This window comes from Roseomonas sp. F4 (genome assembly GCF_053891155.1).
In genome coordinates this window covers 22,407-34,300 of the sequence record NZ_JBSSHK010000008.1, presented here as the reverse complement: position 1 = coordinate 34,300, position 11,894 = coordinate 22,407, and the positions used below count along the sequence as shown (strand labels likewise).

Annotated in this window: 11 protein-coding genes and 1 tRNA gene; 3 read left to right on the top strand and 9 right to left on the bottom strand. The window is 68.6% G+C overall.

The annotated features are described in order from the left end of the window. Nucleotide 1: 1 nt before the first annotated feature. Nucleotides 2-997 carry a TAXI family TRAP transporter solute-binding subunit gene (locus ACVFYP_RS26935; protein ID WP_499203268.1) on the bottom strand — a complete coding sequence of 332 codons (996 nt, stop codon included), beginning with the start codon at nt 995-997 and terminating at the stop codon, nt 2-4. Between the two features lie 104 nt (nt 998-1,101). Then, the gene (locus tag ACVFYP_RS26930) at nt 1,102-1,404 is read right to left on the bottom strand and encodes a hypothetical protein (RefSeq protein ID WP_499203267.1); all 303 of its coding nucleotides are present in this window, start codon (nt 1,402-1,404) and stop codon (nt 1,102-1,104) included. A 200-nt stretch (nt 1,405-1,604) separates the two neighbouring features. Here ACVFYP_RS26930 and ACVFYP_RS26925 point away from each other — a divergent pair, with 200 nt between their 5' ends. After that, nucleotides 1,605-3,197: an ABC transporter substrate-binding protein gene (locus ACVFYP_RS26925; protein ID WP_499203266.1), complete on the top strand. Its 1,593-nt coding sequence runs from the start codon at nt 1,605-1,607 to the stop codon at nt 3,195-3,197. Nucleotides 3,198-3,218: 21 nt separating this feature from the next. Here the strand turns inward: ACVFYP_RS26925 and ACVFYP_RS26920 are convergent. Both ACVFYP_RS26920 and ACVFYP_RS26915 read right to left on the bottom strand, forming a co-directional pair. Then, nucleotides 3,219-3,308, bottom strand: a tRNA-Ser gene (locus ACVFYP_RS26920). A 59-nt stretch (nt 3,309-3,367) separates the two neighbouring features. Continuing rightward, entirely contained in the window at nt 3,368-4,282 is a 915-nt protein-coding gene (locus ACVFYP_RS26915; protein ID WP_499203313.1) for a hydrogen peroxide-inducible genes activator, read from the bottom strand. 123 nt (nt 4,283-4,405) lie between these two features. Between ACVFYP_RS26915 and ACVFYP_RS26910 the strand changes: the two genes are divergently transcribed. Together ACVFYP_RS26910 and ahpD are read left to right on the top strand one after the other, a co-directional pair. After that, nucleotides 4,406-4,981 (top strand): peroxiredoxin, encoded by a 576-nt coding sequence (locus ACVFYP_RS26910; RefSeq protein WP_499203265.1) that lies wholly within the window; start codon nt 4,406-4,408, stop codon nt 4,979-4,981. A 156-nt stretch (nt 4,982-5,137) separates the two neighbouring features. Further along, nucleotides 5,138-5,689, top strand: coding sequence for an alkylhydroperoxidase, AhpD family (gene ahpD, locus ACVFYP_RS26905; protein WP_499203264.1), 552 nt, complete (start codon nt 5,138-5,140; stop codon nt 5,687-5,689). A gap of 78 nt (nt 5,690-5,767) precedes the next feature. Here ahpD and ACVFYP_RS26900 read toward each other — a convergent pair whose 3' ends face one another. The 5 genes from ACVFYP_RS26900 to ACVFYP_RS26880 all read right to left on the bottom strand — a co-directional run bounded on the left by ACVFYP_RS26900 (nt 5,768) and on the right by ACVFYP_RS26880 (nt 11,888). After that, nucleotides 5,768-7,048 carry a TRAP transporter large permease gene (locus tag ACVFYP_RS26900; RefSeq protein ID WP_499203263.1) on the bottom strand — a complete coding sequence of 427 codons (1,281 nt, stop codon included), beginning with the start codon at nt 7,046-7,048 and terminating at the stop codon, nt 5,768-5,770. Between the two features lie 20 nt (nt 7,049-7,068). Next, nucleotides 7,069-7,611: a TRAP transporter small permease gene (locus ACVFYP_RS26895; protein WP_499203262.1), complete on the bottom strand. Its 543-nt coding sequence runs from the start codon at nt 7,609-7,611 to the stop codon at nt 7,069-7,071. After that, nucleotides 7,611-8,612, bottom strand: coding sequence for a TRAP transporter substrate-binding protein DctP (gene dctP / locus ACVFYP_RS26890; RefSeq protein WP_499203261.1), 1,002 nt, complete (start codon nt 8,610-8,612; stop codon nt 7,611-7,613). The genes ACVFYP_RS26895 and dctP overlap by 1 nt, the downstream gene beginning before the upstream one ends. Nucleotides 8,613-8,695: 83 nt before the next feature. Further along, nucleotides 8,696-10,069: an ABC1 kinase family protein gene (locus tag ACVFYP_RS26885; RefSeq protein WP_499203260.1), complete on the bottom strand. Its 1,374-nt coding sequence runs from the start codon at nt 10,067-10,069 to the stop codon at nt 8,696-8,698. 4 nt (nt 10,070-10,073) lie between these two features. Further along, nucleotides 10,074-11,888, bottom strand: coding sequence for a M3 family oligoendopeptidase (locus ACVFYP_RS26880; protein WP_499203259.1), 1,815 nt, complete (start codon nt 11,886-11,888; stop codon nt 10,074-10,076). Between the last annotated feature and the right edge of the window lie 6 nt (nt 11,889-11,894).

Sequence of the window (11,894 nt, the reverse complement as noted above, 5' to 3'; positions counted from 1 at the left end):
ATCAGGCCGGCATCACGCCGGCTTCGCGGAAGGCCCGCGCCGCGCCGGGGTGCAAGGGAACGCCATTGTACTTCCAGGCCACCGCCGGATCGAAGGCGCCCATGGAGGCATGGATCTGCGTCAGGCGCGTGCCGCGGTTCTTGATGAGGGTCTTGGTGATGCCATAGGCGACATCATCCGGCACCGTCTCATGCGCCAGGATCACGCTGTCCATAGTGGTCACCATCAGGTCGCGCGACTGCAGCTGCGGATAGGTGGCCGCCGGCAGCGTGCCCTCGGCATAGGCGTAGGTATCCGCCAGGTGCTTGCGGACATCGTCCGGGAAGCCGACGAGCTGGGAGGCGCGGCGGCCCTGGCCGATCTCGGTGAGGATCGCGGCGGGCTTGGCCAGCGCGCAGTACAGGTAGTCCACCTGGCCATCGGCATAGGCGGCGGCGATATCGGCGTAGCTGCCGTTTAGGTAGCGGCCGCCGTCGCTGCGGATCTTGTCCGGGCTGGTGCCAAGGAAGCGCAGGATGCGCTGCAGCGTCATTTCGTCGGTCGACGACCGCTGCGGGCATGCGATCTTCAGCCCGCGCTGGGTCAGGATCTCCCGCATCCCCTCCGGCCCGGTGCCGACGGCGCGGACCAGGTTGTGCTCGGTCGGGCTGTAGCCGGTGCCGAGGCTGCGCAGGCGCTCATGCTTGGCGGTATAGGGCTCCTCGCCCCGCGCGGCCGCGGCGGTGAAGGCATCGATGCCCCAGCCGAGCTGCGACTGGCCGTTGTTCACGCGGGTGGAATTCGCCAGCCCACCGCCGGGCACCACACGGATGCGGATATTCGGGTTCTCCTCCCCGATCAGGGAGGAAAGGCCGGCGGCCATGGTGTACCAGCCGCCGCCAACGGAGCCGGCAACCCATTCAAAGGTCTGTTGCGCCTGGGCCGTGCGCACGAAGGGTGCGGAAAGCGCGGCGGCGCCCAGCAGCAGCGCGCTGCGGCGCGGAATCATCATGGCCATCGAGGGCCTCCCCATTATGTCTGCGGCGCGGATCATGCGCGCCGCTTCGCCCGGCTTGCAACCGGGTCGGGGACAGGTTTTGGCGGCTGCGGGCCGCCAACTGCTCAGCTTCGCAGCAGATAGGGCCGCGCCGCCTGCATCGCCGGCCCGCAGCCGGGCGCCGCCTCCGCCAGCACGGCGTCGGGCTGCACCGTGCCGATCCAGCTGCCGATGCCCGTCCGGATCGCCCACCAGGGGTCCTCCGTGGCGCGCCGCAGCAGCGCCGGCGCGGCCGAGGCGCCGCAGACCGCCACCTGGGCCACCACCGCCGGCGGGGCATTGGCCTCCGCCAGGCGGGACTGCACCTCCGCGGTCAGGGGGTTCACGAGGAAGGCCAGGACGAACCAGGCGATCAGATCGCCGATCATTGGCCAGGACCCTGGCCGGGGTCGATGGTGGTCATGCGCTGCAACCTCCGCGATGGGAGGTCCGACATCGCGCGGCTGCGCCAGAGGGGCCCGGACCTGAGCGCCCATCTGGCCGCGCCGGCCGGGCTGTTCAAGGCCAGTTGCGTCCCGGTCGCAGCCAGCCCCATGCTGGCGGCACAACTTCCTTGCCGGAGAGACCCATGTATCGCCGCAGCCTGATGGCCGGACTGGCCGCCGCCGGGACCCTCAAATTCGGCCTGCCCGCACCCGCTTTGACCCAGGGCACGGCCGCGCACACCCTGCGCTTCATTCCGCAGGCGGATGTCACGACGCTCGACCCGCTGAACACCACCAGCTACGGCGTGCGCAACCACGGCCATATGTGCTGGGACACGCTCTACGGCCCCGACACCAACTTCGTCATGCGCCCGCAGCTGTGCGAGGGGCATGTGGTGGAGGATGACGGGCTGCGCTGGGTCTTCACCCTGCGCCCGGGGATCAAGTTCCATGACCTGGAGCCGATCCGCGCGCAGGATGCCATCGCCTCCATCGCCCGCTGGTCGGCACGGGACACGCTGGGCCAGACGCTGCGCGCCCGCACGGAAAGCATGACCGCGCTGGATGAGCGCCGCTTCGAGATCCGCCTGACGCAGAAGTTCGGCCCGATGCTGGAGGCCCTGGGCAAGCCCTCCTCCTACCCCTGCTTCATCTTCCCTGAGCGCTTCGCCACGGTGGACCCGACGCGCCCCTTCACCGAGGTGGTCGGCAGCGGCCCCTATCGCTTCGTCGCCAGCGAGCGCCTGTCCGGTGCCCGGGTGGTCTATCAGAAATTCGCCGAATACGTGCCGAATCCGAACCCGCCGAGCCTGCTGGGCGGTGCCAAGATCGCGCATTTCGAGCGGGTGGTGTTCAACGTCATGCCGGATGCCGGCACCGCGGCGGCCGCCATCCAGGCCGGCGAGATCGACTGGTATGAGCAGGTGGCGCCGGACCTGCGCCCAGTGCTGGCGCGCAACCGCGACATCACGGTGGATCGGGTGGATTTCGGCGGGTTGATGGCGAACCTCCGCTTCAACCACCTGCACCCGCCCTTCGACGATGTGCGGGTGCGGCGCGCGCTGCTGCATTCGATCAACCAGGCCGATTTCATGGCCTCCATCATGGGCACCGACCGGGCGCTTTGGGCGGACGGCATGGGCCCCTTCCCGCGATCCTCGCCCCTGGCCAATGACGAGGGCATCACCGCCTTGACCAGCCCGCGCAGCTTCGACGCGGCACGTGCGGCGCTGCGGGAAGCCGGATATGCCAACCAGCCGGTGACGGTGCTGCACCCCACCGACGTGGTGAACAACAACACCATGACCACGGTGCTGACCGATGCGCTGAAACGCTCCGGCCTCAACGCCGAAAGCGCCACCAGCGACTGGGGCACGGTGTTGCAGCGGCGCGGCCGGATGGAACCGCCGGGCCAGGGCGGCTGGAATGCGCTGATCGTGCTGTTCGGCGGCGTCGATCTGGCGAATCCCGGCGTTCACCCGCTGCTGCGCGCCAATGGCCGCCAGGCCTGGTTCGGCTGGCCCACCAGCCCGGCGCTGGAGGCGCTGCGCGACGAATGGCTGGAAGCGCCGGACCTCGACGCCCAGAAGGGCATTGCCCGCCGTTTGCAGGCGCAGTTCTGGCAGGACGTGCCCTTCATCCCGCTCGGCCAGTATTTCGTCGACAGCGCCTGGCGGAAGGACATTTCGACACCGCAGAAGGGCATGGCGCTGCCGATCAACGTGCGGCGGGTGTGAGCGGGGGGTGCTGGCCGAGGCTGGCGGATAGGGTGGGATTCGAACCCACGGTGGGCGTGAACCCACGGCGGTTTTCAAGACCGCTGCCTTAAACCACTCGGCCACCCATCCTTGCCGCCGGCACGCCGACTATACCCCGGCCAGCGTCCCGGCGGAATGTCCCCCGCGCTTCACGCCAGCGCCGCCGCCACCGTTGGCGCCAGGCCCGCGAATTCAGCGGCGCGGGGGCTGCGGGGGCGCCAGGCCAGGGCCAGCATGCGGCCGGGGGCAGCCGCCCCCTCCAGCCGGCGGACCTCGACCGGGGCGTCGCCCAGCACTCCGCCGCTGATGGCCAGCTGCGGCAGCAGGGTGATGCCGAGCCCGCCGGCGACCATCTGCACAAGGGTGTGCAGGCTGGTGGCGGAAAATCCCTCCTCGGCGATGGCGGACAGACCGCGGGGCAGGCCGCAGGCGGCCTCGGCATGGCCGCGCAGGCAGTGGCCGTCCTCCAGCAGCAGCAGCCGCTCACCGGACAGGGCCGAGACCGGCACCGCCTCGCGACTGGCCAGGTGGTGGCCGCGCGGCAGGGCGACGCGGAATTCATCCTCCGCCAGGGGCAGGGTCTCCATCGTGCCGGCCGCGGGCAGGGCCAGCAGCAGCAGGTCCAGCTTCCCGGACTCCAGCCCCGCCACCAGCCGATCGGTCAGATCCTCCCGCAGCCATAGGCGCAGGCGGGGATAGGCCTGGCGCAGGGCCGGCATCAGGCGGGGCAGCAGGAAGGGACCGATGGTGGGGATGACGCCCAGGCGCAGCGGACCCGAAAGCGGGTCCCGCGCCGTGGCTGCCGTCTCCGCCACCGCCTCCAGCGCCGACAGCGCCGTGCGCGCGCGGGCCACCAGCTCCAGGCCCAGCGGCGTGAAGACCGGCCGCTTCACCGCCGTGCCGCGTTCCAGCAGCGCCGCGGCCAATTGCCGTTCCAGCGCGATCAAGCCGGCCGAAAGCGTCGATTGGGTGACCGCGCAGGCCGCCGCCGCACGGCCGAAATGGCCGTGGTCTGCCAGCGCCACCAGGTAGCGGAGCTGTTGCGGACTGGGGAGGAGCATGATCGACAGAACCGATGAAAAGCTGGAAAACTATTCATTGGCACATCATGCTGCACTGCGCCATATGAGCCCCGTGGCGGCGTAGGCCGTGACGAGATCCGCGAAACCTCCCCAGGAGAGAACCGCATGCTGACCGTTGGCGACAAGTTCCCGGCCTTCAAGCTCACCGCCGTCAAGGGCGGCAAGGAGGGCCTGATGGGCCCGGGCAAGTCCTTCACCGAGATCACGGAGACTACCGACGCTGGCAAGTGGAAGGTCGTGTTCTTCTGGCCGAAGGACTTCACCTTCATCTGCCCGACCGAGATCGCCGCCTTCGGCAAGCTGAACACCGAATTCTCCGACCGTGACACCGTGCTCTACGGCGCCTCGACCGACAGCGAGTTCGTGCACCTGAACTGGCGCGTCTACAACGAGGATATCCGCAACCTCGAGATCCCGATGCTCGCCGACACCAAGCGCGAGCTTTCCGAGGCGCTCGGCATCCTCGACAAGAATGAGGGCGTGCCGCTGCGCGCGACCTTCATCGTGGACCCGGAGGGCACGATCCAGTGGGCCGCCGTGAACGGCCTGAACGTCGGCCGCAACCCGCAGGAAGTGCTGCGCGTGCTCGACGCGTTGCAGACCGACGAGCTGTGCCCCTGCAACTGGGAGAAGGGCAAGGACGTCCTGAACCCGCAGGCGCTGTTCGAGAAGGCGGCCTGATCCAGCCGTAGGTCCCGGGGCGAGTGCCCCGGGGTGCGACGCTGTCTGGGTCGCCCCAGAGCGTGAGAGGGGGGCTTTGGCCCCCCTTTTGAATCCCTCCTGCCCCTGCCCCGCCTTCGGCGGCCGTGGTGCCCCCCTTTGATGAGGTCCCTCCCCATGTCCCTCGAATCCATCCGTGGCCGGCTGCCCGAATACGCCAAGGACCTGAAGCTAAACCTCGGCTCCCTGGCCGCGGAGCCGGTGCTGAACCAGCAGCAGCGCGCCGGCACCTTCGTCGCCTCCGCCATCGCCAGCCGCAATGCCGAGCTGACCGCCGCGATGATCGCCGAATTCGGCCCGCAGCTTTCGCCGGAGGCGCTGACCGCCGCCAAGGCCGCCGCCGCGATCATGGGCATGAACAACGTCTATTACCGTTTCACCCACCTGGTGGGCGGCGACTACGCGACCATGCCGGCGAAGCTGCGCATGAACGTCATGGCCAAGCCGGGCGTGGAGAAGGTGGATTTCGAGCTGTGGTCGCTCGCCGTCTCCGCCATCAATGGCTGCGGCATGTGCATGGAAAGCCACGAGAAGATCGTGCTGCATGGCGGGCTGAGCAAGGAACAGGTGCAGGCCGCCGTGCGCATCGCCGCCGTGGTGCATGCCACCGCCGCGACGCTGGACGCCGAGGATGCGATGGCGGGGGGCGTCCAAGCCGTCGCGGCCTGACAAAGCATATGCCCGCCGCCTTCAGCGGCGGGTCGCGCGGCGCCGCCTTCCCCCGGGGCGGCGCTGCGTAGCCTAAGTCTACCCGCCATAGCCCGATACGCGCGGCAGCCACAGCGCGATGTCCGGGAAGGCGATCAGCATCAGCGTGCCGAAGGCCAGCATCAGCATATAGGGCAGGATCGAGCGGTTCACCTCATCCAGCGGCGCGCCCGTGATCGCCTTGATGACCACCAGGTTCAGCGCCACCGGCGGCGAGATCAGCGCCATCTCCAGGCTGAGCGTCAGCAGAATGCCGTACCAGACCTTGTCGATGCCGAGTGTGTCGAGCAGCGGCAGAATGGCCGGCATGGTCAGCAGGATGATGGAGAAGCTCTCCAGCACCAGACCGAGGATGAACAGCAACACCATCATCGCGATCAGGAAGCCGGTGCGGCCCAGGCCAAGATCGCCCACCAGCTGTGTCAGCTCCTGCGGAATGCGCAGCTTCGTCAGCATGTAGCCATAGATCGCCGCGCCGGCGATGATCAGCAGCAGCATGGCGGAGGTGCGCGTCGCCTCCTGCACCCCATGCACCATGTCGCGCCAGCTCAGCGTCCGGTAGATCAGCGCGGCAATGAACAAGGCATAGAGCGTGCCGGTGCCGGCTGCCTCGGTGGCGGTGAAGACGCCGAGATAGATGCCGCCCAGCACGAAGATCGGCAGCGACAGCGACCAGCCCGCCCGGGCCAGGGCCAGATGCACCGATTCCGACGGTGGCTCATCCTTGGGCACCACTGCGCGGCCCTCGGTGATGAAGCAATAGACGGCGAACATCACCGCCATCAGCAGGCCGGGGATCAGCCCCGCCAGGAACAGCGCCGCGACCGAGGTCTCGGTCACATAGGCATAGAGCACCATGGGCGCGGAGGGCGGGATCAGGATGCCGAGCGTGCCACCGCCCGCCACCACACCGAAGGCGCCCTTGCGGGACATGCCGTAGCGCAGCATCTGCGGGATCGCGATCTTGCCGATGGTCAGCGCCGTGGCGACGGAGCTGCCGCTGATCGCGGCGAAGATGGTGCAGGCGGCGACCGTGGCGATGCCGACGCCGCCGCGCACATTGCGCAGCAGGGCGAAGGCGGCGTTGTAGAGGTCGTCCACCACCTTCCCGCGCACCATCACATGCGCCATCAGCATGAACAGCGGGATGGCGACCAGCAGATAGCCATCGAGCTTGCCGATCACCATCTCGCCCAGGGCCGGCACGGCGCCCTCGACCAGGAACAGCACGGCCAGCGGCAGCACGAACAGCGCCGCGAACATCGGCATGCCGAGCCAGAGCAGGGCGATCAGCGCGCCGAGCAGCAGAAAGAAGGTCACGCGCCTCGTACTCCGTGGGGTTACTCGGCCTGGGCGAGCGAGTCGCGCGGGATCTCGTCCTTGTCGTCCGGCAGATAGGCCGGATCATGCCCCAGCAGCAGCAGAAGGGACTGGCAGGTGGCGACCAGCATCAGCAAGGCGGCGCCCACCGGCAGCAGCGCCTGCACCCACCAGGCCGGGACACCTTCCAGATCCGTCATCATGCCGACCATGCGGCTGAAGGAGACCATCTCGATCCCCGCATCCAGCAGCACCGCGGCAACCGCGACGACGGAGAGCGTGCCCACCAGATGCACCACCCGCGCCAGCCTTGGGCCGACGCGCTTGCGAGCGATATCCACGCCGATGTGCTCGAAGCGGCGCTGCGCCTCGGCGGAGGCCAGCATCACCACGCCCACCACCAGCCAGCCCGCCACCTTATCGGTCCAGGGCACCGGCTGGCCGAGCAGGTAGCGCATGCCCACCGCATAGCCGACCAGCACCACGCAAAGCACGGTCAGCACCCCACCCAAGGCACCGGCGAAGCGCGCCACCAGCGCGACGGCGCGCTCCAGCCCGCGCATCAGGCGGCGGGGATCGCGCGCAGCAGCTCGACGGCGCGCGGGCCGCCCTCCGGCGCCATGCGGTTGAAGGCGGTGATGACGGGCGGCTGCATCGCCGCCTGCCAGGTCGCGGTCTCGGCAGGCGTCTGCTCATGCACCGTCATGCCGCGTTCGCGCAGTGTGACCAGCGCGGCCGTCGCGGTGTCTTCCGTGATCTGCATCTGGTCCTGTTCCGCCTTGCGGGCGGCGGCCTCGATAGCGGTGCGATGGGTGGCGTTCAGCCCGTTCCACCAGCGCGGATTCACATAGACATGGCTCATGACGGAGAAGTACGGCGCGACGGTGCCGAACTTCTGGATCTCGTAGTAGCGGCGCGACACGGCGGCGGAGATGTCGGTCAGCCCGGCATCCAGCACGCCGGACTGCAAGGCCTGGGACACTTCCGGCCCCGGCATGGCGGAAGGCGCGGCGCCGACGGCGGACAGCGCATGGTCGGTCAGCGCGTTCAGCCCGCGGATCTTCAGGCCCTGGAAGTCGGCCAGGTTGATGATGGGCTTGCGGTTGGAGGTGAAGATGCTCTGCCGCGTGGTGTAGAGCCACATCAGGTTGCGCACGGCCCGGCGCTCGAGCAGCCCTTCCAGGAACTTCGCGGCGTCACTGCCTGGGAAGCGGCGGATGCGGGCGATATCGGTGAACAGATAGGGCAGCGTCGGCGCGTTCATCTCCGGGATAGTGGTGCCCCACTGGAAATTCACGGCCGCCGCGGCCTCAAAGGCCCCGCGCGCCACGCCCGGAAAATTCTCGCCGGCCTTGGCAAGCTGTTCCGCCGGGAAGACCTGCACATCCACCTGGCCATTGCTGCGCGCCTTCACATCCTCGGCGAAGGCGGCGATCACCCGGGCATTGTGGTGGGAGGGCGGAAACTGATGCGACAGCCGCATGGTGACCGCCGCCTGGGCCGCGGCGAGACGCGGCAATGCGGGCGTGGCGAGGGCGGCGGCAAGCAGGTGGCGGCGGCGCATGGCGGCGGACTCCTCCGTTGATTTACCCGGACCTTTGCGGCAGAGCGCGATCCGGGTCAACCATTCGGGAGGTCCGCGGTGGGTCAGCCCACCAGGCTGTCCGGCACCCCGGCCGCCAGCACGGCCGCACGCTGGCGTTCCGCCACCGCTTCCTCGGTGAAGTCCTCGACCAGTTCCATGAACAGCCGGTGCCAATTGGCCTGGGCCTTCAGGCGGAAGAAGACGCTGCCGAGGCCGATCGCGGCGCGGTCCATCAGCGGGAATTCGCGGGGGATCTTCACCCCACCGGTCCGCTTCAGCCCCTGATGCACCGTCTGCGCGATCTTCCGCCCATAGCTCGGATCGTCGGAGGGGGTGATGGGGCGCACCTTGTCCTCGACCAGCGGCTCATACAGGAAGCGCGCCCAGAGGTTGAGCACCTCCATCGTTTCCTTGGAGAGGTTGCGGAAGCCCCAGATGCCATAGGCATGGGCCGCCTTCTCGCGGTCGTCGTCGCGCACCGCCTCATACAGCATCACCACGCCGGTGACGAAGCTGGCCGGGAAGATGCGGATAACACCGAAATCCAGCAGGTTCACGCCAAAGCCCACCTCGGCATCCGGGCGTACTTGGTAGTTGCCCAGATGCGGGTCGCCATGGATCACGCCGTAGCGGTAGAACGGCACGTACCAGGCGCGGAACAGGGCGCGGGCATAGGCATTGCGCTCCTCCTCCGGCGGGTCTTCCTCCAGCCGGCGGAGAATGGGGCGACCTTCCAGCCAGCTCATGGTCAACAGGCGCTTGGTGGTCAGCTCCGGCACCGCGGTCGGCACGGTGACGCCGGGGGTGCCGGCCAGGATCGCGCCGTAGAGGCGCATGTGGCTGGCCTCACGCTCGTAATCCAGCTCCTCCCGCAGCCGGGCGGAGAGCTCAGTATAGGCCTCGGCATTGTCGAGGGTGCTGTCCATGCGCTGGTACAGGCTCAGCGCCATCTTCAACTGCCGCAGATCGGCTTCGACGATGCTGGGCATGTCCGGATATTGCAGCTTGCAGGCCACCTCCCGCCCATCCGGCAGGGTGCCGCGATGCACCTGGCCGAGGCTCGCGGCGGCCACCGCCTCCTGCGTGAAGGAGGTGAAGCGGGATTGCCAGGCGGGGCCCAGCTCGCCCTGCATGCGGCGGCGCACGAAGGCCCACCCCATCGGCGGGGCGTTGGACTGCAGCGTCGCCAGTTCCTGGGCGTATTCCTCCGGCAGCGCATCCGGCACCGTGGACAGGAACTGCGCCACCTTCATCAGCGGACCCTTCAGCCCGCCCAGGATCTGCTTCAGACCCTCCGCATGCGCGGCCTTGTCCGTCTTCAGGCCGAGGAAGCGTTCCCCGGCCACCCGCGCGGCGATGCCGCCGACGGCGCCGGAGGTGCGGACCATGCGGCGCATCTCGCCAAACAGGGTGGAGCCCTTCTGATCCTCGGCCATGGGTTCAGGTGGCCTTTTCCAACTCGTCGATAAAGCCTGAAATCACGTCCAGCCCCTTGTTCCAGAAGGCCGGGTCGGAGGCGTCGAGGCCGAAGGGCGCCAGCAATTCCTGGTGCCGCTTGGTGCCGCCGGCGCGCAGCATCTCCAGGTACTTCTCCTGGAAGCGCGGATGCCCGTCCCGGAACACGCCATAGAGCGCATTCACCAGGCAATCCCCGAAGGCATAGGCATAGACGTAGAAGGGCGTGTGCACGAAGTGCGGGATATAGGCCCAGTACACGCTATAGTCGGGCGTGAAGTCGAAGGCCGGGCCGAGGCTCTCGGTCTGAATCCGCATCCAGATCTCGCCGATCCGCTCATGCGAAAGCTCACCCTTGCGGCGCTCGTCATGCAGCAGCGTCTCGAAGCGATAGAAGGCGATCTGGCGGACGACGGTGTTGAGCATGTCCTCCACCTTGCCGGCCAGCAGCATGCGCCGCTTCTTCGGGTCGGTCTCGGCATCCAGCACGGCCCGGAAGGTCAGCATCTCGCCAAAGACACTGGCGGTCTCGGCCAGGGTCAGCGGCGTGGAGGACATCAGATAGCCCTGCTGCGCCGCCAGCACCTGATGCACGCCATGCCCCAGCTCATGCGCCAGCGTCATCACGTCCCGCGCCTTGCCGTGATAGTTCAGCAGCAGATAGGGGTGGGCGGAGGGCACCGTCGGGTGGGCGAAGGCGCCGCTGGCCTTGCCGGGGCGTAGCGCCGCGTCAATCCAGGGCTTGTCGAAGAAGGGCGCGGCGATGCGCTCCAGCTCCGGGCTGAAGGCGCCATAGGCGGCACGCACGCGGGCCACGGCATCCGGCCAGGGGATGGTGGTGTCCGTGTCATCCGGCAGCGGGGCGTTGCGGTCCCAATGCTGCAGCTTCTCCAGCCCCAGCCACTTCGCCTTCATCGCGTAATAGCGGTGGGAAAGCCGCGGCAGGCTGGTCCAGACGGCGGAAACCAGCGCATCCACCACCTCATCCTCAACCATATTGGCCCGGTTGCGGGAGGAGGTCGGGCGCTTGTAGTGGCGCCAGCCGTCGATGATCTCCTTGTCCTTGGCCAAGGTATTGGTGATCAGGGAGAACAGCCGCACCCGCTCGCCGAAGGCCGCCGAGACCCCCTTCGCCGCGGCGGCGCGCGCCGCCCGGTCGCTGGAGGAGAGATTGTTCAGCGCGGCGGAGACGGTCAGTTCCTCCCCGCCCACCATCACCCGCATGCCGGCGATGGTTTCGTCGAACAGGCGGTTCCAGGCGGAACGGCCGGTCACCTCCTTCTCATGCAGCAGCTTTTCCAGCTCATCCGAGAGCTGGTGCGGGCGGAACACGCGCAGGTCACGCAGCCAGGGCTGCCAGCGACGCAGCGCGGCGGATTCGCGCAGCTTCGGCGCCAGCGCCGCATCCTCCAGCCGGTTGATCTCCAGCGTCAGGAACAGCAGGTGGCTGCTGATCGCCGTCACCCGTTCCTGCACGGTCTGGTAGAAGCGGCCGTTCTCCGCCGATTGCGCATCGCCGGAGAAGACGAGCTGGGCATAGGACATGGCGCGGCCCAGCACCTCCTCGATCCGCTCATAGGTCGCGATGCCATTGGCCAGCGAATCGCCGGACAGGCTGGCGAGGCGGCCGGCATGGCTGGCCTCGAAGGCCCTGGCCTCCGCTTCGGCGCGGTCGAGATCGGCGGTCAGCCGCGGATCGTCCGTCGCCGCATAGAGGTCGGACAGGTCCCAGGCCGGAAGCGGCTGGGCGGCGACGGGCGCCGAATCGGGGGCGGGGTTGGGAGCGCTGTTCTGGGTCACGCCCCT

Coding starts and splice junctions, on each gene's coding strand:
- dctP (WP_499203261.1), bottom strand. CDS start 8,612: ATGCGCCGCCGCCACCTGCTTGCCGCCGCCCTCGCCACGCCCGCATTG.
- ACVFYP_RS26930 (WP_499203267.1), bottom strand. CDS start 1,404: ATGATCGGCGATCTGATCGCCTGGTTCGTCCTGGCCTTCCTCGTGAAC.
- ACVFYP_RS26895 (WP_499203262.1), bottom strand. CDS start 7,611: ATGCGCGGGCTGGAGCGCGCCGTCGCGCTGGTGGCGCGCTTCGCCGGT.
- ACVFYP_RS26885 (WP_499203260.1), bottom strand. CDS start 10,069: ATGGCCGAGGATCAGAAGGGCTCCACCCTGTTTGGCGAGATGCGCCGC.
- ahpD (WP_499203264.1), top strand. CDS start 5,138: ATGTCCCTCGAATCCATCCGTGGCCGGCTGCCCGAATACGCCAAGGAC.
- ACVFYP_RS26935 (WP_499203268.1), bottom strand. CDS start 997: ATGGCCATGATGATTCCGCGCCGCAGCGCGCTGCTGCTGGGCGCCGCC.
- ACVFYP_RS26910 (WP_499203265.1), top strand. CDS start 4,406: ATGCTGACCGTTGGCGACAAGTTCCCGGCCTTCAAGCTCACCGCCGTC.
- ACVFYP_RS26925 (WP_499203266.1), top strand. CDS start 1,605: ATGTATCGCCGCAGCCTGATGGCCGGACTGGCCGCCGCCGGGACCCTC.